Origin of the sequence: Nitrospira sp. ND1, from assembly GCF_900170025.1 — a bacterium.
GTDB lineage: Bacteria > Nitrospirota > Nitrospiria > Nitrospirales > Nitrospiraceae > Nitrospira_A.
This window is the reverse complement of sequence record NZ_FWEX01000006.1, coordinates 1,351,944-1,374,620: the sequence shown is the minus strand read 5'-3', so window position 1 is coordinate 1,374,620 and position 22,677 is coordinate 1,351,944. Positions and strand designations below refer to the sequence as shown.

Sequence of the window (22,677 nt, the reverse complement as noted above, 5' to 3'; positions counted from 1 at the left end):
TCCCGCAGTTCCCTATCGGCACATCTCTGCAAAACTAAAATCCCTTCCGGTCTGTGGTGTAAGGGTGCGTCGATATTTTGACGGTCTTGCCGGCATCTGCGTCAACGTCACGGTGGTTGCATGCCGAGACTCGCGCGACGGCGTGGTATAATCCCGCGCTTATGAGCAATTCCATCATTATCAAAGGGGCGCGTGAGCACAATCTGAAGAACCTCGATGTCGAGATTCCTCGGGATAAGCTGGTTGTCATGACCGGCCTGAGCGGGTCGGGGAAGTCCTCCCTGGCCTTCGACACGATCTATGCGGAAGGCCAGCGGCGGTACGTCGAGTCCCTCTCCGCGTACGCCCGGCAGTTTCTCGAACAGATGGGCAAGCCCGACGTGGATTCCATCGAGGGCCTCTCGCCGGCCATTTCCATCGAACAGAAGAGCACCAGTCACAATCCCCGTTCAACTGTCGGGACCGTCACTGAAATCTACGACTACCTGCGGCTCCTGTATGCCCGTGTCGGCCATCCCTACTGTTTTCAATGCGGCCAGGAAATCACGGCACAGACCGTCCAGCAGATGGTGGATGCCATCTGTGAACTACCGGAAGGGACGAAATTCCAGATTCTCTCGCCTATCGTGCGCGGGCGGAAGGGTGAATACCGGAAAGAATTGCTGGAGATGCGGAAGGCCGGCTATGTGCGGGCCCGGATCAACGGGGAGATCGTCGATCTCGGTGAGGACATCACGCTCGATAAGCAGAAGAAACACAATATAGAGATCGTCGTGGATCGACTGGTCATGAAGCCCGGCGACGCGTTGATGCGGCGGGTGGCGGACTCCGTCGAAACCTCCATGAAGCTGGCCGGGGGCTTGGTCGGCGTCCTGTCAGAGACCGGCAAGGTGCATCTGTACAGCGAGAAGCTGGCCTGCATTAAGTGTGGCGTAAGTTATCCGGAGATCACGCCGCGCATCTTCTCGTTCAATAGCCCGCATGGAGCCTGCCCGGCCTGCGACGGAATCGGGTATGCCATGACGCCGGGCGCGTCGGAAGAAGAGGACTTTACGCTGCTGGAGCGGTGTGAAACCTGCGACGGGGCGCGGCTCAAGCCGGAAAGTCTGGCGGTGAAGATCGCCAAGAAATCGATTGCCGAAGTCACGATGTTATCGGTGCGGGCAGCGGCGGATTTTTTCACGTCCCTCAAATTTACCGAGCGCGAACTCGTCATCGCCCATCGCATCCTGAAGGAGATTCGCGAGCGCCTGGGATTTCTGGTCAATGTCGGCTTGGATTACCTGACGTTGGACCGTCCGGCGGCCACGCTTTCAGGCGGCGAAGGTCAGCGTATTCGTCTCGCCACCCAAATCGGGTCGGGCCTGGTCGGCGTCTTGTACATCCTGGACGAACCGTCGATCGGCCTCCATCAGCGGGATAACCGGCGTTTGCTCCAGACTCTGCTTCGCCTCCGCGATCTCGGCAATACGGTCATCGTGGTGGAGCACGATGCGGAGACGATGGAGGCGGCCGACTACATTCTCGACCTGGGCCCGGGCGCCGGCACGCATGGCGGCCGAATCATCGCCCAGGGTACACCCAAGCAGGTGATGGCGAATCCCGACTCGCTAACCGGGATGTACCTGCGCGGCGAGCAGATGGTCTCGCTCCCGTCTCGTACCCGGAAGCCCAAGGGCTTTGTGACCGTCGTAGGGGCGAAGAAGCACAATCTTAAGGGCGTCACCGTCAACATTCCCCTGGGCCTGTTAACCTGCGTGACCGGCGTATCGGGATCAGGCAAGAGCACCCTCGTGCTCGAAGTGCTGTTCCATTCGCTCTCCCAGCTGCTCTATCACAAGAAGCCGAAGATCAACGGTTGTAAGGAACTCAAAGGTGTCGATGCGCTGGATAAAATCATCGACATCGACCAATCGCCGATCGGCCGCACGCCGCGATCCAATCCGGCGACCTACACCGGCCTCTTCACGTTCATCCGGGACTTGTTTTCAAACCTGCCCGAGTCGCGCGTGCGCGGCTACAAGCCGGGCCGCTACAGCTTCAATGTGAAAGGCGGGCGTTGCGAAGCCTGTCAGGGCGACGGCCTCATCAAGATCGAGATGCATTTCCTGCCCGATGTCTATGTCACCTGCGAGGTCTGCAAAGGCCAGCGGTATAACCGCGAGACCCTGGAGATTCAGTACAAGGGGCGCAGCATCGCCGATATCCTCAACATGACCGTGGACGACGCCTTGGAGTTCTTCGAGAACATCCCCTACATCAAGACCAAGTTGCAGACGCTCCACGACGTGGGGCTGCATTACGTCAAGCTAGGGCAGTCCGCCACCACGTTGTCGGGCGGTGAAGCCCAACGGGTGAAGCTCTCGCGCGAACTCTCCAAACGTCCCACCGGCCGCACGATGTACATTCTCGATGAACCCACCACCGGCTTGCACTTCGCCGACATCCAGCGATTACTGGACGTGCTCGATCGTCTGGTCGAGACCGGCAATACTGTCCTGGTGATCGAACATAATCTCGACATGATCCGCAATGCGGATTGGATCATTGACCTGGGACCTGAAGGCGGCGACCGGGGCGGCGAAATCGTGGCCGAAGGCCCGCCGAAAGAGATCGCCAAAGTGAAACGGTCGTATACGGGACAGGTGTTGAAAGAAGCGGGAGTGTAAGGGATGGAGCGTTCGGAGTCGTCATGATGCGATGGGCGGAGACGGCTCACGACCCGCTACCGGCTGCCGTGTGCGACTTTGAGGCGCGACCGAAGGTCGCATGCCGTCGCACAACGGCAGGTTCATCCGCTACATCTCGCCACGCCCGCGATGCCGACTTCCGAAGGCTCCATCCCTTCCACCCCCGCTAAGAAGGAAGGGGGGTGAGGGGCCAAGGCGGCCCTCCTTCAACAACACGGCCGGCTCACCACTCGCCGGCGTGCGCAAACATGACGCTCCTTATTCGTCGCGTCGCGCACCTCGCGGAACGCGCATGATGAAACGGTGTTCGTCCGATGCGCGCAGTGGAGGGCCGCCCTGGCCCCTCACCGAGAAGGGGTAGAGGCAGAACATGCTTCAGGCGCGCGGAGTGAAAGACGGTTCAGACACCCCACTTCAGTTGTACGAGGTAGGCATAGTTTGCATGTGAAGGCCGACGAGATAAGAGATTATTTTGACGGGTGGCAAGAAAACTTGGCCCGGGTCAAATCGTTGATGGAAGTCCCGGAGTATTATCGTGAGGCTTGGCTGGTTCTGTGTTGCTATGTGGGCGCGTTTGGTTCTCTCCGATACCCAGGGCTGCGAGACAATGAAAAGTATAAAAAGGCCGTACGCGAATATTCAGGGATGACAGATTTTTATGACCAAATCGATTTGTTCTTCTTTATGCAATGGCCCCGCTCAGAATTTCGGGACGAGGATAGGTACAAGAGATTAAAGAATTACAAGGAAATCTCCAATGCAATAGTTGCCAAGTATGGCGAGCCGGATCAAATCAGGGTCAAAGTCCGATATGTCCCACCGAACGAGTTTGTAGCATGCATAGAGCAAGCGCCATTCCCCGGCTATGATCGTCAGAATCTTCTCGACCATATCCACCTCTTCTCCCTTTGCGAAATGCTCTATCATTATGCACGTTGCCCCGCAGTTCACAACGTCCGATTTCCTTTCGTTACCCGTATTACACGCGTTGACCGCAGTGTGCGCTACGAAGACAACCATGCGATCACGGGGGATCGCCTCCTTGAAACGGCACAAAACATTTTGAGTAATTTGAGTAAGGAGTGCATAGAGAAAACTCGGTGGCCTTGGGAATTGTGAGGGTGAGTTCCTTATTCTGGCCATGCGCTACGTGCCATCAGCCATAAGCTTCTCCATAGGAGTCCCATGCACACCATCCTGCTACTGACCGTCTCCAACATCTTCATGACCTTCGCCTGGTATGGGCATCTGAAATACAAAGAGTCGCCGCTGTGGATCGCCATCCTGGTGAGTTGGGGGATTGCGTTTGTAGAGTACTGTTTTCAGGTGCCGGCGAATAGGATCGGCCACTATGAATTCACGGCGGCGCAGCTCAAGACGATCCAGGAGGTCATCACCCTGATCGTGTTCTGCGTCTTCTCAGTCCTATATCTGAAGGAAGAGCTGAAATGGAATTACTTGGTTGGCTTCGGAATGATGATCGGTGCCGTGTTTTTTGTCTTTAAGGAATGGTGATCGCGGTCATTCGACAGTTCTTTCAACTTCTTCCTACTGTTAGACGAGCCTTCCCAGCTCCCCCCAATCCTTTGGCGCGTCTATCAAATTTTTCTTCGTAGTCTCGGTCCTGGCATCTGACAGGCGCCAGCGTTAGCCGCTTTGCTAGCGCCTTTCTTCCCTCTCTCCAGGGTAATGACTAGGGTCGCCCTGGATGTTTCTCGATTACAACGTGAGGAGAAGGCTGGATTGGGAAATGATCTCACGCTGACAGCCCCGAGAAGGAGGCATGTATGAAGACAGCAACATCAATGAAAAACCTGGGATTGGGCCTGTGTGTTGTGGCAGCCGGCTTCATGGTCGGGGGCTGTAACACAACGAAAGCTACGGTCGACACGACCGTCAATTTCTTCTCCAGCACGAGCCCCAATGGGCTCTTTTCTGCAGGCGGCATGGTGCTGAAAGAGCAGAAGATCAATCTCTTTGCGGGGGTGGCGTATGAAAACCTCCGTCACGAGGCTGCGGCTGGTGGGGGCCAGTACGTGAGTGCCTTGGCCTCGCTGTATGGAATCCCGGCCGACAAACAGGAGGATTTTGGCCTGGCGTTGCAACGCAAGCACGCCGACTTATTTGCGGCGGCACTGGAAGAAGATCGCACGGCGCATCTCAAGATGGTCAGCGTGCTGAATCGTGAGTTGGTGGCAGCTTCGCTACTACCATAACTTGCGGTAAGTCAGGAGGACTGTATGGGAACGATGGGAAAAGGATTCATCCTCTGGTTGCTGGGAGTGCCGGCGAGTCCGCTGGTCTTGTTATGGTTTCTGGGCATCCTCAAGTAACCCGATCTCTGCAGAGGAGATCGGCTTGCGGGCGGACAGGCCGTCTGTGCCTGAGTAGACTGCGCGACACTCCTACCACTATTTATGCCGACGGCAGGCAGGGGAATCAATCCCTTCCGTCTTGGTCCACCCGAATGGCAGCGGTCCTGGTCTGTCACTTGAACCAGCGGTCGTACATATACAACAAATCCAGCGTCAGTCTGGCGCCGAAGGTCGGGCCGTAGTCTTTCTGGTTGATGAGATCGTTCCAGGTTTCGAACGTGAAGGCCGAATAGCGCACCGCGACTGAGACGAATCGTTCTTCCAGCGCATCCCCCCGATGATCCACGAACAGACCTGAATCGACGGTCACCGCCAGTTCGATTTCCCATGGAGTCGAGTCGGCCCAGTGGCGATAGTTCCCGAGGCCGACAGAGCCCTGAGCCATGTAGGACTGGGGCGCGACCTGGTGGAACGCGGCACCGCTGAACGGGCGGCCGTATCGCGCGAGGGCTGAAACGCGAAGGTAGTCGCCCAGCAGCGGTACCGGGGCGAAGAGGGCCAACCGGCGAAATCCTGCCTGCACATAGGGCTCATAATACAACGACCCACCGGCGCCGCCCAGACCGGCAAAGAACGCATCGTTCGATCCCAAGAGACTAAACCAGCGGGTCAGCGACCCGCTGAGCATGAAGTCGTTCGCTTCGCGTTTGTTCCCGACCGGGACTTCTGTGAGTCCTCGAAACTTGTGCACCACGTCGTTTTGAAGAAACCGGCTGGGTCCGTCGCGCGTAGGGCCGCCGCCTGCCGTGAGATTAAGATTCCATCCCGGCAGTTGGGCCAGAGGCTTGGTCCAGCTCAAGGTGAAGAAATTCAGCCCCATGGTTTCCCGTATATCGTTGTAGCGCCTGCCTTCCCCGTCGAACTCGGTAAATCGATCCAGGAGTGCGGCGCTCAGGGTCAAGGTAGGGTCGTGATCGGGGAAGGCGATGGCGCCCCAGTGGACGCTATGCGGAGGCGCTTCGGCCAGGGCGAGCCCCGGGATCGCGCAGACGGCGATCACGAGGGATAAGATCCATCGACGATACATCGGGGCGCATAGTGCCTGTGTCGATTTCATTTCGCAAGTACCCGGTACGTAATCGCACCGCAAGATCGCACCGGTCGACTGTGCCCGCGGGCTTGCAGTCGCGGCCTGTGCTTACTAAAATGCCCGTCGACTTCGGTCGAGTCGAATTGGTGCTCTTCATCTCCATTGCGGGGACTTATGCCGCCGAAGAAAAAACAGGCCACCACCGGTACCGGCTCATCGACAGACGGCGCAGCCGAGTTCGAAACGCTCGGCGTCTTTTATCTCGGGCGGCCTTACGATCTCGCCGCCAAACAGGCTAAGCCCGGCTGGCTGCTCTACGATTCGAAGGATCTGGTCACCCACGCGGTCTGCGTCGGCATGACGGGAAGCGGCAAGACCGGTCTCTGTGTCGGTTTACTGGAAGAAGCGGCCATCGACGGCATCCCGGCCATCGTCATCGATCCCAAGGGCGATCTCGCCAATCTCCTGCTCACATTTCCGCAGCTTCGCGGCGAAGATTTCGCGCCGTGGATTAATGAAGACGACGCCCGCAAGAAGGGCCTGTCCGCCGCCGACTTCGCTGCACAGCAGGCGACCCTCTGGCAAAAGGGGCTTGGCGACTGGGGCCAGAGCGGCGAGCGTATCAAGAAGTTGCGCGATGCGGCGGACTTTGCGGTGTATACACCGGGAAGCAACGCCGGTCTTCCGGTGTCGATTCTGAAATCCTTCGCGGCCCCGTCGGCAGAATTACTCGACGACGCCGAACTCCTCCGCGAGCGCATCGGCACGACCGTGACCAGTCTCCTGGGACTGATCGGTGTCGAGGCCGATCCGATCAAGAGCCGCGAGCACATTCTGCTCTCGTCGATTCTCGACAGCGCCTGGCGAGCGGGACGGGATCTCGATCTGCCCGCGCTCATTCATCAGATCCAAACGCCTCCCATGACGAAAGTGGGTGTGCTCGATGTGGAGTCGTTCTTCCCCTCGAAGGAACGGTTCACCCTGGCCATGCAGCTGAACAACCTGCTGGCCGCGCCGGGTTTTGCCGCCTGGATGGAAGGGGAGGCGTTGGATGTCGGGCGTATGCTCTACGGCCCCTCGGGCAAACCCCGCATCGCCATTTTTTCTATCGCCCATTTGAACGATGCCGAGCGCATGTTCTTCGTGTCCCTGCTTCTGAACCAGACGTTGGGGTGGGTCCGCGGCCAATCCGGCACCACGAGCCTGCGGGCCATTCTCTACATGGATGAGATTTTCGGCTACTTCCCGCCGGTCGCCAATCCGCCGTCCAAAGCGCCCTTACTCACGTTGCTGAAGCAGGCGCGCGCGTTCGGGCTTGGTGTGGTGCTGGCCACGCAAAACCCGGTCGATCTTGATTACAAAGGCCTGGCCAATACCGGTACCTGGTTCATCGGTCGGTTGCAGACGGAGCGCGACAAGGCGCGCGTGATGGAAGGGTTGGAGGGCGCGGCGGCCAGCAGCGGCAAGAAATTCGATCGCCGACAGATGGAGCAAATTCTTGCGGGGCTTGGGAACCGAGTGTTCCTGCTGAATAATGTGCATGAAGATGCGCCGGAAGTTTTCCAGACCCGATGGACGCTGTCCTATCTGCGCGGGCCGCTCACGCGGACACAAATCAAACAATTGATGGATCCCATTAAGCGGGAGAGACCAGCCGAAGCGGGCCAGTCGACAGGCACACCAGTGGCATCGACGCCTGCACATGGGACGCCCCATGCGCAACGCCCCATGTTGCCGCCGGAGGTGCTGCAATACTTTGTCCCGCTACGGGGACGCCAACCGGAGGGGCACGCACTCGTCTATCAACCGATGGTCTTGGGGGTGGCACAGGTACGGGTGGTGGACAACAAGGCTGCGGTCGATGTGACCGACCCCCTCACCCTACTGACTCCGCTGACCGAGGGAGCCGTGCCGGTGGAATGGGATCATGCGACGATCGTCGATTTGGCCGTAGCGGATCTGGAGCGTGATCCTGCAGGCGGGGCTCAGTTCGCCACGCTGCCGGCTGCCGCCGGCAAGGCCAAGCAGTTTGACGGTTGGAAGAACGACTTGTCAGGCTGGTTATTCCGGACGCAAAAAGTTGAACTATTCCGTAGTCCGAGCACGAAGGCGCTTTCGATGCCCGGGGAGCCGGAGCGTGACTTTCGTGTGCGGCTGCAACAGGCGGGACGGGAGCAGCGCGATCAACAGAGTGAGGTATTGCGAAAGAAGTATTCACCCAAGATCGTCGCATTGCAGGATCGTATCCGGCGCGCAGAACAAATGGTGGAACGGCAGCAGGCCGAGTCCCGCAGCAGTCAGATCCAGGCGGCCATCTCGGTCGGCGCCACTATCCTGGGGGCGTTTCTCGGGCGGAAAGCAATCAGCGCCGGCAATATCGGTAAGGCGACGACGGCGATCCGCGGCGCCGGCAGGGCGATGAAAGAGTCGAAAGACGTGAGTCAGGCGGAAGACAACGTGGCGGCGTTGCAGCAACAGTTGGCGGCGCTCGAGGCCGAGTTTAAAGCGGAAGCCGATGCCCTGGCTGCGGCGACCGATCCGCTCACGGAAAAATTGGAAACCCTGTCGTTGAAACCTAGCAAATCGAACATCTCGATCAAGCTCGTGGCTCTCGTTTGGGTGCCCCATTGGCGCGCGGCCGATGGAACGTCACTCCCTGCCTGGTCATAGCGTCGCCCGCAAGTAGGCCAACGGAGGGAAGCGGCAGGCGTCGCCCCCGTTCCAGATGGCCCTATTCGATGCGGGGCATTTGTGGTAAGACTCTGGGCGAAATCGGTACACCCAAAGCCCTCGATTGTTCGCGCGTGGGACTGTACGTATGGCGACGCCCGCCCCGCCTTCCGACGAAATTGCCCGCATAGCCGCGTTGTCGCGCTACCGGATTCTGGACACGCTCCCCGACATCGCCTTCGATGACTTGGCGCATCTGGCTGCGGCGGTGTGTCGTGCTCCGATCGCCGTCATCACCTTCATCGACCGGGATCGTCAGTGGTTCAAAGCTGCCGTTGGGCTGGAAGTTACCCAGACCGCCCGCTCGTCCGGACTCTGTTCCCATATCATTGAACGCGGGGAACCGTTGGTGGTGGAGGATGCGCAGGACGATCCGCGGTTCTCGTCCCACGTATTGGTCGCGTCCGACCCATACGTCAGATTTTATTGCGGGGTGCCGGTCGTCACGACGGATGGCTATGCGGTCGGGACGATCGCCGTGATGGATCCTGTGCCGCGAAGGCGGGAGGAGAAGGAGTGTCTGGCCCTTAAACGATTGGCTCGACAGGCGGCCGCGCTGCTGGAACTTCGGATGCTGCGGTGCGAGCAACCGGCCGTGGAGGAGCGGTGCGTACAGGACGAAGAGATGGTCCGCCTCATGGCCGGGAGCAGTCGATCTACCGGGCTGGACTTTCTGCGGGAGCTTGTCGACACGCTGGCGCACTCGATCGGCGGGGCATACGCGTTCTGTATTCGACCCCTGTCGGGGCAGCGCGCGATCACCATCGCCGGATATGGGCCGGATGGTCCGCTGGACACCTTGGAATATGATCTCACCGGGACGCCCTGCGAGCACGTCTTGAACGAAGGCTTCTGTCACTATCCGGGCGCCGTGCAAGCTTCGTTTCCGCAGGATGACCTGCTTCGACATCTTTCCATTGAGTCATACATGGCCCTGACGCTTCCTTCGCCGACCGGTGAGCCCATCGGCTGGATTGCCCTGCTTGCCAGGGCACCGTTGAAGGACGGCAGGAGGACAGAGTCGCTGCTGCGCATGGCTGCCGGTTGCGCCGGTAGTGAGTTAGGACGCCATCTCGCCGAACAGCAGCTCAGGAAGAGTGAGGAGCGGTTCCGCGCTGCGTATCGGAATGCGACGGTCGGGATGTCGATCGCCGACCTGAACGGCCGTATCGAGGAAGTCAATCAGCGGCTCTGTGCGATCCTCGGGTACTCGGAGGCGGAGCTGTTGACCCGTACGTTTCAATCGCTCACGCACCCCGACGACCTGGGCCAGAATCTTGAACGGATCAAGAAACTGGTGGAAGGGACGGCCGACGGCGACGTCTTCGAGAAACGCTATATCAGAAAAGACGGAGAGATCGTGTGGGCGCAAGTGGGACTCTCGGTCATACGGGATGCCACTGGTCGCGCACGCCATACGCTGGCGATGGTGCAGGACATCACCGAGCGCAAACGAACCAAAGAGGCGTTGTACCTCGCCAAATACACGATCGATCACGCCACAGAGGCGATTTACTGGGTAGGGGCCGGTGCGGAGCTGCTGGATGCGAACGATGCCGCCTGCGACATGCTGGGTTACACGAAAGACGAGTTTCGCCGCATGACAGTGCATGACATCAATCCGGAATTCCAGGCCGACAGGTGGCCGGCCTTTTGGAACGATGTGCAGCGACGGGGCAGGGATTTCTTTGAGGGGCATCATCGGGCCAAAGACGGCCGGCTCATTCCGATCGAAGTCAATGTGATGTTTATCCGTTATAACCAGGTGGAATGTCATTGCGCATTCGTGCGGGATATCACCGAGCGGAAACAGGCGGAACAGGCCCTGGCGCATACGCAGGAGAAACTCTGGCAAGCGCTTCGGGCGTCCAGCACGGGACTCTGGGATTGGAATACGGAAACCGATGAAGTGTTTTTTTCGGACGAATGGGCGCAGCAGCTCGGGTACTCAAGCCAGGAAATCGACGGCCGGTTTGAGGAATGGGAATCGCGGCTGCACTCCGACGACCACGACCGAGCCCTGGCCTATGTGCAGAACTATCTCAACGATCCAATCGGCCCCTATGAGCAAGAGTTTCGCATGCGCCGGAAGGACGGTTCCTACTGTTGGATCTGTGCACGGGCCTCCTTTGTCGAAGAATCGGACGGGAGGAAAGTCCGGCTTCTCGGGTCGCATACCGATCTCACCGAACGCAAGCTGGCCGAAACGGCCTTGCGGGCGAGTGAGGAACGGTTCCACATTACCATCGAAGCGATCAATGAAGGGATGTGGGACTGGAACATTCCGACGAATGTCGTCTATTTCAGTCCTCAGTGGATCAGGCTTCTGGGATATCTGCCGGAGGAGGTCACCGGATCGACAGCGTTCTTCCATTCGATTCTGCATCCGGACGATGTTCATCGCATGACGGAGATTCTGCAAGCGCATCTGGATGGTCGTACGCCCCTGAAGGAACTCGAACTGCGCTTACGCCACAAGTCCGGCGAATACCGATGGTATCTTGATCGCGGCAAAGTCGTGGCCCGGGATGAGCAGGGACGTCCGTTGCGCATGGTCGGAACCATTACCGATATCACTGAGCGCAAACAGGTGGAGCGTGAACGGGCGGAAGCATTGGCCAATTTGCAGACCATCATGGAAACGGTGCCCGATGTTATCTTTGTATTGGATTTGGACGGGCGTCTGAGCAAGTGGAATCTTCGATTGGAAACGGTCACCGGCTATACGTGCGACGAGCTGTTGGGCAAGCCCGCCCTCGAGATGGTGCCCGCCACAGAAGTTGAGCAGACCAGTGCGGCTATCCGGCGGGCGCTTGAAACAGGATATGCGGAATTGGAAGGCCACCTCCTGACAAAAGACGGGCGTCCCCTTCGCTACCATTGGAACGGAGCGCCCTTCGCGGACTTGCAGGGTCGGGTCGTCGGGATTACCGGGGTGGGTCGTGATATTACCGAACGACAGCAGACCGAGGCCCTACTCCGGTCCAGTGAGGAGCGGTTTCGCCTCGTGGCGCAGGCCACCAACGACATCTTGTGGGATTGGGACCTGCTGACGGGCGATCATTGGTGGAGTCCCAATGCCTGCGAGAAATTCGGGTACGATCCTCACAAGGAACCGAACATCGACGCATGGAGCGGCCGCTTGCACCCGGAAGACAGGGAGCGGGTGCTCGACCTGGTCGGCCACGCCATTCACACAGAGATCAGCACCCTCTCCGCCGAATACCGCTTTCAACTGGCCGACGGCACCTATGGGTACTTTCTGGATCGCGCCCATATCGTACGGGACGAGGCCGGGGTGGCCGTACGAATGATCGGGGCTATGATCGACGTCACGGGACCTCGGCGAGCCTATGCGTCCCTGGAGGAAGCCTATCGACGATTTCAGGCCATGTCGCAGGAACTGCACACGGTGGAGTCCAACGAACGTCGCCGGCTGTCGCGCGAACTCCACGACGAAGTCGGCCAATTGCTGACCTCGTTGAAGTTCGATTTGACGTCGGTGAAGCGAAGCGTCGCGGGACGATCTGCGGGCGTGGGAGTACGCGGGCAGGAACGTCTCGCTCGTGCGTTAGACACGACGGACCAGTTATTTACGCGTCTGCGTCGTATTGTCCGAGCCCTCCGCCCTCCGGTCTTGGAGGAACTAGGACTGAAGGCCGGTCTAGAGGCTCTGATCGCAGACGTGCACGCCAGGACTCGTCTGCGCTGTGCACTGGTGTTCGAGCAGGCACCACGCCGTGGCGCGCGTCAGCCCACGTTGGAGACGGCGTTCTATCGGAGCGTCCAGGAACTGCTGACGAATGTCATCCGCCATGCGCAGGCCACGACCGTGTCCATTCTGGTTCAGCAGAGTCGGCGGGAATGGCGATTGACGGTCACCGACGATGGCGTGGGATTCGATGTCGCGGGTCTCTCCCCCTTGGGGAGGTTCGGACTGCGAGGCATACGGGAACGGGTGGAGATTCTCGCCGGTCATGTGGAGATCAGTTCCCGGGTCGATTCCGGCACCACGGTCCAGGTGTGTATTCCTGTCGGCACCACGGCTGACGGGGCTGCTGCAGCGGGGGTGCCATCAGCCTCGGCATCGCGACGGAGGAAACCGGTGCATGAATAAGTGTCGCTGTCTGCTCGCAGACGATCATCCGATCGTACGAAGGGGTGTCCGTGAACTATTGGAGGAGGAGCAACTCTCCTCCGAGATCTGCGAAGTCCGTTCCGGGGAGGAGGCCTTGGCGGCCGTTCGGCGTCAGCCCTGGGATCTCATGATTCTGGACATTGCCCTTCCCGACAAGCACGGGTTGGAGGTGTTGAAGGAAACCAAACTCCTGCAGCCTCGGCTCCCGGTGCTCATGCTGAGTCTCTATCCGGAAAAAGAGTTTGCAATGCGAGCGATCAAAGCCGGAGCGTCGGGGTATTTGACCAAGCAGAGTGCGCCCTCCGAGTTGCTGGCAGCCGTCATGCGGGTCTTGCAGGGAGGCCGGTACATTACTGCGGCGTTGGCCGAGCAAATGGCGAGCGTGATCGAAACCGGCGTGGACGATTCCTTGCATGCCAGACTGTCGGATCGCGAACTGCAAGTGCTGCGATTGCTGGGACAGGGGAAATCGGTGTCGACGATCGCCGAAGAACTTCGCCTCAGCGTGAAAACCATCAGTACCTACCGGGCGAGGATTCTCGAAAAACTGTCCTGTGAGAGCACGGGTGAATTGATCCGCTACGCGATCGAAGCGCGGCTCATCGACTAGCCGCGGCGCTTCCGCGACCCGCTCTGAGCGAGCCGTCTCCGTCCTGTCAGCCGAATACTGACAGGTAAATCCACCTTCTGCCTATACTCCTGCGTGCGCCCTCCGCCGAGACTATGCTCGCAAAAATCGCCATGCGATTGGCGAGCTAGGAGCGGCGATGGACGCACAGCATTTGTATCGCATTGTTTTGATTGATGATAGCCGCATGGCCCGCCTTGGCTTGAGGGAACAACTGAATCGAACGGCGGAGTTCCGTATTGTCGGCGAGGCGGCGTCGATTGCGGAGGGTCTTGAGCTGATCGAAAGGCTGAATCCAGACCTGGTGCTGCTGGATATCAGTTTGCCGGACGGGTCGGGTGTGCAGGCCTGCTGTCGGCTGGTCGCCGGCAGGCCGGACACGCGGGTGCTCATTCTGAGCGTGTACGACGACCCCGCTGTCATCCGGGAGGCGATCGCTGCGGGCGCTCAGGGGTATGTGTTGAAGGATACGCCGGTGGCGATGTGGCGGAATGCGATGCGCCGGGCGGCCGGTAGTGGAGTGGTCCTTGGGCCGCAGTTGATCGGACTGGTCTTGATGGAAGTGCGGGAGATGGCCAATGGGCTGTCGACGGCGTGCATGGTCGACTTGTCGCCGCAAGAGCGACGCCTCTTGCCCTTGGTCGCAGAGGGCAGGACGAACAAGGAGATTGCCGTAGCCCTGTCGCTCTCCGATAAAACGGTCAAGAACTATATCTCCAATATGTATTCCAAGTTAGGAGTTACGCGGCGGTCGCAGGTGGCGACGCTGTATGCGAGGACGCTTCCGAGCGGGGGGATTCCTGCCGAAGACTGTGCCTGATGCGGAAGCGAGGAGCCGGTGGCGCTGATTCTGGTTGCAGACGACGATGAGAAAGTGTGTCGGTGGCTGCGAACCGTACTCGAACTGGAAGGGTATCGGGTCATCGAAGCCGCGGATGGACGGCAGGCTCTCCACACCATTCAGCGTCAGTCTCCCGATCTCGTCATTCTTGATGTCCACCTGCCGGTTCAGGACAGGTTGGAAACCATTCTTCGAGTGCATAGCCGGCACATGCCCGTGAAGGTCTTGGCCATCTCCGGGCAAGCGGTGCAGGGCTACGATATTCTCAAAATAGCGGCGATCTTCGGCGCGCATGGCACGCTGGAAAAACCCTTCAGTGTCGACCGGTTGCTGCTCGGAGTGCGGGCGCTCATCGGACCCGCGCATCCCCGTGTTGCGTGACGCTGTCTGCCGTTCCCCACATCCCTGACAGACCGGTCAAGCAGGGCCACTGTGTAACGTTGAGAATGAATTCGTCCATCCTTAGCCGGCCGGGTCTACCTGTGTTACCTCAAGATCCGGGTCATCTGGAAGCGGGCCGGATCTGAACGATCCCGCGTAAACCCGAGTTGTTCGTAGAAACGGAGCCAGCCGACGTTGCGGATGGACGTGCCGGCCCAGGCCGGATTGTCCGGCCCCAAATCGACGATCAGATTGTGCCCGGAGTACGCCGCCGTTAATTCTTCGATGGCACGTCTGAACAGGCGGTGTCCCAAGCCCAAGCCTCGATAGGCCGGTCGTACCCACCCATGCAGCGCGAGCCGGTGTCCGGCCACCGAAAGACGGGTCGCGGCCACGACGGCCAGGATTTCTCCCGGCCCGGCCGAATCGTCCGGTGAGGGCCTGGCTTTCAGTCGCATGTGCCAAGCCGCTCGCCGCGTGTGGTCGCCGGTCGGTTCCTCCAACGGCAACGGTTTGTGGAGCGCCTGCATGAACGTCTCCGCGTAATCCGGGACGGAATCCCACTCAATCGACAGGTCTCTGGCGAGCGACGAGAGATCACTGGCCGGCCCCATCGCTTCCAACACGACCACCTCATCGATACTTAAATTCAAGTGTTGCTCGGCGAAGCGGACGAATTGTTGGCTGTACATGCCGCAGAGCGTCGGCCAGAAGAGACGGAAGGTTTCGGCTGAGGTCCAGCGCCGGAACAGGTTCATCCAGCCGCGATTGAGGGCGTGATTGTGGAACTCTTCGAGGTTCACGGCCAGGTAGACCTGTTCCATGAGTTGGATCTGCAGATTGCAGGTGTGCAGCGCGGCTCGCGGATTGACCGCGATGGCCCCGGGATCGATCCCGAACACCGAGCGGAGTTCAGGATAGATTTCCAGGTCGTAACGAAGCAGGTCCGGATCGTCGCGCAGGAGGCGTTCGAGATCCTTCAGGTCGTCGGTTTCGCCGAGGAAGGATTCACGCATGCCCGGCGGGGTGGTCAGCCAGTAGGAGCGGAGTGCATGGCAGAGCGAGGAGAAGTCCTGCTCGCTTCGCTGAATGGCGGGGCGCAGCACCTGTTGAGCGATATGTTCGCCGAGGCGGCGGTAGGACTCGAACTGGGCTTCGTCGAAGAACTGGTCCGAGGTCGGTTCGTGGGGAAAGGAGGGGTGACGCGCGGTGTAGTCCTGGACGTCCGACGGCTCGTTCCCGGTCAGCGAGGGTTTGAGATAGATCAGGGTGCCGGCGGTGGCGTTGGCATCCACTTTGTCGTAGCGAATCATGCCGATGGCGTGGTGGCGACTGCTGGTCTTGGCGTCGGTGGCCCGCTTGATCTGGTCGAGATTCAGTTCGATGTCGATTCCCAGATCGATGCGGATCTTCCGGATGGCGTTGCCGAGATCTTCAAAGTTGAGCTGCGGGTCACACCCGGCATCCACCACGAGGATGCAGTGACAGCGGCGCAAGACCATTTCGTACAAGCCGAGATTTTCGAAATGCCCGCCGTCGGAGAGGTAGACGTAGGGATGACAGGAGTCCGTGAGGCCGAAGGCTTCGGACAGCAAGGGGCCGACCGAGACGTTGGGTGACGCTTTGCGATAGGTGTCGGCGCCCGCACGGCCCGGGTTTCCGAGCCACCAGCCCAGGCGGATGTTGAAGAGCGCGAGGAGAAACGTCACGGCTGAAGATGAGTGATAGCCCATGTTGGGGCTCGCGGCGGCGCCTGAGATCGCCAGAGCGGTCCCGAGAGAAAGGGGTTGGGCGAGGTAATGGTTGCATCCGTACTCCTCCGAGCGGCGATACCCCAGATTCCAACTGCCGCTGTGGAGCGCGCTGATCGTAAACGATTGGGCTTTCCGTTGTTGCCAGGCCAGGTTGTCGCCCTTGACCAGATTGAGCGCGATGTTGATGAGATGCAGCGGGCGCGGGCTCTGGTCGTGCAACTTATTCAGAAAAAGTGTGGTGAGCCAGGTGATGGCGTCACGACCTGCCGGCGTCTCCGGTTGTTGCCAGGCGGCGATCTTGGCGCGGCAGGCCGGTCCGACGCGCAATTGTTCGGCGGCCGTGACCAGCGCTTTGTTCGTGAGCGAACGGGAAAGTTCCTGCGTCAGGTGTGCGATCATGGCCTGCAGTTGGGCCGATGTCGGCTCCGTGAGCGCATGGAACGCATCCAGCTGCGCGCGGGTGTCCGTTGAAAACACCTCTCTGACCATCCAGCGCGCCAGACGCACGTCGTCGAATCGCACGTCGCCCATGGCCGGGTTATCCAGATTGTCGAATCCGGTGAAGGGATTGAAGCTCCGTTCCCGTTCGGCCTGAATGCGCGAGGCTCCGAGATAGGCGCGGATGAGGCGGTTGCGATACATCGCATGCAGCGAGAACCGGTTGATGTTGATCAGCCCGGACATGAGCAGGCCCAATGACGTCACGGCGACGGTGAACAGGAAGAGCATCCAGAGGGGGGTGTTGTGGAGGACCTGATCGTGCCCCCAGGGATCCGGCCAGATTCCTAATCCGGTCTGCATAGGCCCCGTAAGATGGTTGAGGTGCATCTCGTAGTGATGGGCGAAGAGGTCTAATTGCCAACTGGTGCCCAGTGACAGTGCGATGAGGACGCAGAGCATGAAGAAGGGCGCTGCCGCTCGTACCGCGAAGTCGGTGATCACGGTGGTCTGTGACCGTTCCTCCTGCTGTTGCGCGGTGGTGCGTGAGCCGAATCCAAGCACGAGGGTCAGCAATCCGGAGAGTCCGCCGAGGGAAGCGGCGATTTTCGGCGTCCAGGCGATGAGACCGGGACCGAAGGCGACGATGGCGGAGAGCCCCGACCAGATGACCATGACGATCAACACCCAGGAACCGGTGCGCCCCCACCACTCGCGATCCTGCTCTTCGGTGAACCGGCTGGCCAGGCCGATGAAGACGGTCGCCGTGAGCAAAAATATCGCGAGGACGCCCGGAACGGCGAAGGTGGCAAAGCACTCGGCAAATGTGGCGACGACCAGCTGATCGGGAGTCTTCATCAGGATAGATCGGAGAAACAATCCGCCCAGCGCGCCGGTGGCGGCGACGGCGGCGGTTTCCCAGAACAGCCAGGGGGAGAACGCTTTGAATCGTTTCAGCGCGAGGACGGAAAAGAGCCAGCTGCCTGTGTGGAGGAAGACGCCGCCGAGTATGGCGTGGGGGAGGCTGAGTTGTTCCAGCGTGCCGCCTCCGTTGCGAAACCAGGCCCAGACTGTGGTGAGGAAGAGCACCGATGTGATCAAAGGACCGAGGCAGGCGACCAGAAACCAGTGTTGGCGTTCCAATGTCTGCCACCGGGTATTGCGCCGGTACTCGCGGAGCGTAGGACGACAGAGGTGCAGATAGATGAGCGCCATGACGGCCAGCCCGAGACCGATCATGAACACGGCTTGGAGAAGCCAGACGGGCAAGGTCCGTCCGGGGGTATTCAGCTGGGCCAGGGCGATGGTCCAGCGTGGCACGAGCAGGGGTACCATCAGCAATGGCAGCAGCACCATCCAGTTCAGGTGCAGGTTGCGCAAGTAAATGCCGAAGAGCGTCCATGAGTCGGCCGAGAGGAATCCCAGGTGCGGACTCAGGTAATTGCTATAGTTCCGCAGCCATTGGACCGGCGGCGGCACTTCGGTGGCGCCTGTTTTCGGCGTGACCCGCAGATCCTCGATGACACCGTCCAATCCCTGCGGATGGCGATGGATCCAGGCGGTGAGCCAGCTGCCGATGTAGCCTCCGCCGGAGACGGTCGAAAGGTAGTCGAACTTGTTCAGAAGCTGCAGGCGCGCGAGAGACTGCAAGACGCCGAGTCCGAAGGTCGCGCTGCGTATGCCTCCGCCGGAGAAGCAGAGTCCCGCGCGTTTCGGGTGGCAGGCGTGGATGTGCCGGAAGAGCGCGGCCGTGCGCACCGCATCGGGGGCCCCCACCGGATGATCCTTGGGCAGGGGGCCGTGCAGCAGTTCGGTTTCTTCCTCCAGAATCGTTGCGAGTGTCAGCGGGTCGTCCGGCGAAGCGGGAGTAGTCATCGTGACTCCAAGGGGAACATGGTGAGGGTGGCGTTGTCTCGACGGAAAGCGCCCGTGTCGGCGCCTGTCATACCACGATTGGAAAAGGCAAACCACATGCCCAGTAAGGACGGTAGAACAGAACGCGGCCCGGCAACCCTGTCGATGCGTTCCGTGCCGTCTGCGGATACGGAAATAGACGCGAATGCGTAGGGCAGGTATGTTGTGGAGATTATCGAATCGGATACAGCGCGTATCTCAAGTGATACGGCACCCTGGCGTCGCTATGGTCAATGCTTGCGGTCCCGCTGCATCAGCTTGTCGGTGTAGGCGAGGAAGATCGCCGAACCCAGGAACGTCATGTGAATAAAGATCTTCCACTTGATGTGTTCGGGGTTCTCGTTGGTCACGTCCACAAAGGCCTTTAACAGATGAATGCTGGAGATGCCGACGAGCGAAGCGGCCAGTTTGATCTTGATGGTGCCTGGATCCACATGGGTGAGCCACTCCGGGCGATCGGGGTGGGTTTCCAGATCCAGTTTGCTGACGAAGGTCGCGTAGCCGCCGATGATGACCATGGTCAGCAGGTTGGCGACCATGGTGACGTCGATCAGCGACAGCACACCCAGCATAAACAGCGTTTCGGTTTCCTCGCGGAAATGGACGATCATGTGCCAAAGTTCCGTCAGGAACTTGGCGGCATAGAGCAGTTCGGCGATGATGAGCCCGCCATAGAGCGGCGCCTGAATCCAGCGGCTGCCGAAGATCAGGATTTCGAAGAGCTGCTCGACACGATGGGCTGCTGTAGACGGTGGAGACGGGGTATGGGGTGCAGACGGATGACTCACGCCGGTATGGACCCTCCTTGTTCAGGGCGTATCCTAGTCGGCGCGTGGAGTTCTGTCAATCGTGAGGTCGCGAGGCGTGATGCCCTGGCCGACTAGCCCCCCGCAGGCGCGTCGTTCGCGACAGAGGGTTTGAGGTCTTCGGGTCTGACATCGGGCAGCCAGTGCGCAACCTTCGCCTGGAGGTCGGCGGCGATGATCGGTTTGCTGATGAAGTCGTCCATACCGGCCTTCAGGCAGGCTTCGCGGTCGCCGGCCATGGCATTGGCGGTCATGGCAATGATGGGAAGACGGGTACCCGGCTGTTCCTGCGAACGAATGAGCCTGGTGGTTTCGAATCCGTCGAGTTCCGGCATCTGGCAGTCCATGAACACCAACGGGTACGGGTGCCGGCAGATGGCGGCTAATGCCTCCATTCCGGTTCCCGCGAGGTCCACGCGACAGCCCAGCTTCTCCAGCATCTTCACGGCCACGCGTTGGTTGATGGGGTTGTCATCCACGACCAGCACACGCTGGACCGTATGGGCCTTGACCTCGGTCAGGGTGTGCCGCGTGATCAATTGCGCCTTCTCCTCCTCACGGCCTTCCCGGCCAAGCGTCAGGCGCATACAATCGGCCAGATGGCGCTCACGAATCGGTTTGGTCAGGTACGCGGCGGCGCCCGCTTCTTTCGCGAGCATGCTGTCCCCGCGCTGGCCCGAGGCCGTGAGCAGAATGACGTGGGTTTTCGCGATGGCAGGATCTTCCTTGATGAGCCGGCAGAGTTCCAGTCCGCTCATCTCCGGCATGTGGACATCGACGATGGCGATGTCGAAGGGGGTGCCTTCCTGCGCTGCCTGCCGTAAGAGGTTGAGTGCTGACGGACCATCGACGGCACTCTCATGGTGCATGTTCCAGGCTGAGACATGGTACTGGAGCAGACTCCGATTCGTGGCATTATCGTCGACGAGGCAGACGCGAAGGCCGCTGAGATTCTTCACAGGCAGCGGAGGCGTGATGGGGGCGGTGCCTTCTTCCGGGGTAGAAAACTTGACCGTGAACGAAATGCGGGTTCCCAGGCCCGGCATCGACTGCAGCCCGATTTCCCCGTCCATCAGTTCTACCAAGCGTTTGCAGATCGAAAGGCCGAGCCCCGTGCCGCCGTATTTACGAGCGGTCGAGCTGTCGGCTTGAGAAAAAGCTTGAAACATCTTGGCTTGGGCTTCCTGCGTCAGGCCGATCCCGGTATCGATGACCTCGAACCGCAGGGTGACGGAGCCTGAACTCTCATCCGTTTGCATCACCTGAATCAGCACTTCGCCCTTCTCGGTGAACTTGATGGCATTGCCGACCAGATTGGTCAGAATTTGTCTGATCCGTCCGGGATCGCCGATCACGGTTCGCGGGGTCTGCGCATCGATGAGCCCGACCAGTTCCAACTGGCGTCCCTGGGCGGTCGGTGCCAGGATGTCCAGGGTGTCTTCGATGGTCAGCCGCAGGTCGAAGGGGATGTGTTCAATGGTGAATTTGCCGGCCTCGATTTTGGAATAGTCCAGAATATCGTTGATGATGCGGAGGAGCGATTCGCCGGAATGTTTCAGCGTTTCCAGATAGCCCTTCTGCTCAGCGGTCAGCTCGGTGTCGAGCAAGAGGGTCGTCATGCCGATCACCCCGTTCATCGGGGTACGGATTTCGTGGCTCATGGTCGCCAGGAAGTCGGTCTTCGCCTGGCCGGCCCGCACGGCTTGGTCGCGGGCTTCCGAGATCTCCCAGTTCTTCCGTTCGAGGTCCTGGGCCGCTTTCGACAGCGCGCTTTCTGTGCGTTTTCGCATGGTGATGTCGACGATGGATGCCAGCGCCAGTTTTCCGTTCGGCGTATCGATCGGGTTGAGTCCGAGCTCGACGGGAAACTCCTGCCCGTTCTTATGCAGGCCGAAGAGTTCCCGGCCGGCTCCCATGGCGCGGGACGACGGGGCGGAGAAGTATCCGATGCGATGCGCCGGATGGTCGGGACAAAACCGTTCCGGAATCAGCATTTCGACCGGCTTGCCGAGCATCTCCTCTCGGCTGTAGCCGAACATGGTTTCGACCTGTTTGTTGACGAGCGTGATGTTGCCGAGGGGATCGATCATCAACATGCCGTTCGGCGCGGATTCCACCACTTGACGGAACTGGGCCTCGGCCTGTTTGCGCGAGGAGATGTCGCGTACGATACCGGTAAACTTTCTGACGCCGTCGACGAGCATCTCACTCACGGCCAACTCAATGGGAAATGACACGCCGTCATGTCGAAGTCCCAGCACTTCACGGCCGATGCCGATGACCTTTTTCTGGCCCGACTGCAAATAATTGGTCAGGTACCGGTCGTGTTCCGTGTGGTAGGGGTCGGGCATGAGGAGTTTCACGTTCTGCCCCAGCAGCTGGTCCGGGGTGTACCCGAACATGCGAGTGACAGCGGGATTGAGCGATTCGATGATGCCTCGTTCGTTGATGACGACGATGCCGTCCACCGCCGTGTCGACGATCGCGCGCAACCGGGCCTCGCTCTGATGCATGGCGGCTTCCGCCTGTTTGAGGTCCGACACGTTGATGTGCATGACCACAGCGCCGTAGCTCGGGCTGCCCTGCTTCGGGGTGACGATGACCCGGAACCAGCGTCGGAGTGTGGGACTTGAGCTCTCGTATTCATAGTCGAACGCACGGATGGTGCCGTCCAGGATGTGCCGGATTCCTTGGGCCACGTGCTGGGCGTCGGGCTGAGGTCCCGCCGCATCGCAGATGTGGAGATAGTTGAGGCCGACACCGTAGCCCTCGCCGGTAAAGCCGTTCGCGGCTGCGAACCGTTCCCAGGACTCATTGACCGCTAGAATTGTCCCCTTCGCGTCGAGCACGGCGATATTGGCCGGCAGGACGTTGAGGATGCTGGGATCGAGGGCATTGTCCTGCCTCCGTCTGATGGGGAGGTGATGGACGGCCATACAGCAGACTCCTTCC

13 protein-coding genes are annotated in these 22,677 nt (G+C 59.9%); 9 read left to right on the top strand and 4 right to left on the bottom strand.

Annotated elements, in window-relative coordinates; all coding sequences use genetic code 11:
• Window positions 1-161 precede the first annotated feature (161 nt).
• The 4 genes from uvrA (at window position 162) to NSND_RS11075 (ending at window position 4,906) form a co-directional block, all read left to right on the top strand.
• A complete protein-coding gene (gene uvrA, locus NSND_RS11090; RefSeq protein WP_080879068.1) occupies window positions 162-2,669 on the top strand; it encodes an excinuclease ABC subunit UvrA in 2,508 nt (835 codons plus the stop codon).
• Between the two features lie 465 nt (window positions 2,670-3,134).
• Entirely contained in the window at window positions 3,135-3,809 is a 675-nt protein-coding gene (locus NSND_RS20970) for a hypothetical protein (protein WP_143833517.1), read from the top strand.
• 66 nt (window positions 3,810-3,875) lie between these two features.
• Window positions 3,876-4,205, top strand: coding sequence for a DMT family protein (locus NSND_RS11080; protein WP_080879066.1), 330 nt, complete (start codon window positions 3,876-3,878; stop codon window positions 4,203-4,205).
• A gap of 272 nt (window positions 4,206-4,477) precedes the next feature.
• On the top strand, window positions 4,478-4,906 hold the full coding sequence (locus NSND_RS11075; RefSeq protein WP_080879065.1) for a DUF3015 family protein: 429 nt from the start codon (window positions 4,478-4,480) through the stop codon (window positions 4,904-4,906).
• 271 nt (window positions 4,907-5,177) lie between these two features.
• Here the strand turns inward: NSND_RS11075 and NSND_RS11070 are convergent, their stop codons facing one another.
• Complete coding sequence (locus NSND_RS11070) at window positions 5,178-6,092, bottom strand: hypothetical protein (protein ID WP_080879064.1); 915 nt, start codon at window positions 6,090-6,092, stop codon at window positions 5,178-5,180.
• A 177-nt stretch (window positions 6,093-6,269) separates the two neighbouring features.
• On the opposite strand from NSND_RS11070, the gene NSND_RS11065 reads away from it, so the two are divergent.
• The 5 genes from NSND_RS11065 (at window position 6,270) to NSND_RS11045 (ending at window position 14,813) form a co-directional block, all read left to right on the top strand.
• Complete coding sequence (locus tag NSND_RS11065) at window positions 6,270-8,765, top strand: ATP-binding protein (protein ID WP_080879063.1); 2,496 nt, start codon at window positions 6,270-6,272, stop codon at window positions 8,763-8,765.
• Window positions 8,766-8,913: 148 nt separating this feature from the next.
• Entirely contained in the window at window positions 8,914-12,942 is a 4,029-nt protein-coding gene (locus tag NSND_RS11060) for a PAS domain S-box protein (RefSeq protein WP_080879062.1), read from the top strand.
• Window positions 12,935-13,573: a response regulator gene (locus tag NSND_RS11055; RefSeq protein WP_080879061.1), complete on the top strand. Its 639-nt coding sequence runs from the start codon at window positions 12,935-12,937 to the stop codon at window positions 13,571-13,573. The genes NSND_RS11060 and NSND_RS11055 overlap by 8 nt, the downstream gene beginning before the upstream one ends.
• A 157-nt stretch (window positions 13,574-13,730) precedes the next feature.
• A complete protein-coding gene (locus tag NSND_RS11050) occupies window positions 13,731-14,411 on the top strand; it encodes a response regulator (protein WP_080879060.1) in 681 nt (226 codons plus the stop codon).
• Between the two features lie 18 nt (window positions 14,412-14,429).
• Entirely contained in the window at window positions 14,430-14,813 is a 384-nt protein-coding gene (locus NSND_RS11045; protein ID WP_080879059.1) for a response regulator transcription factor, read from the top strand.
• A 104-nt stretch (window positions 14,814-14,917) separates the two neighbouring features.
• On the opposite strand, the gene NSND_RS21505 is transcribed toward NSND_RS11045, so the two are convergent.
• The 3 genes from NSND_RS21505 to NSND_RS11030 all read right to left on the bottom strand — a co-directional run bounded on the left by NSND_RS21505 (window position 14,918) and on the right by NSND_RS11030 (window position 22,661).
• Complete coding sequence (locus tag NSND_RS21505; RefSeq protein ID WP_080879058.1) at window positions 14,918-18,880, bottom strand: GNAT family N-acetyltransferase; 3,963 nt, start codon at window positions 18,878-18,880, stop codon at window positions 14,918-14,920.
• A gap of 269 nt (window positions 18,881-19,149) precedes the next feature.
• A complete protein-coding gene (locus NSND_RS11035) occupies window positions 19,150-19,707 on the bottom strand; it encodes a TIGR00645 family protein (protein ID WP_080879057.1) in 558 nt (185 codons plus the stop codon).
• Window positions 19,708-19,799: 92 nt separating this feature from the next.
• Complete coding sequence (locus tag NSND_RS11030) at window positions 19,800-22,661, bottom strand: PAS domain S-box protein (RefSeq protein WP_080879056.1); 2,862 nt, start codon at window positions 22,659-22,661, stop codon at window positions 19,800-19,802.
• Window positions 22,662-22,677: the final 16 nt, after the last annotated feature.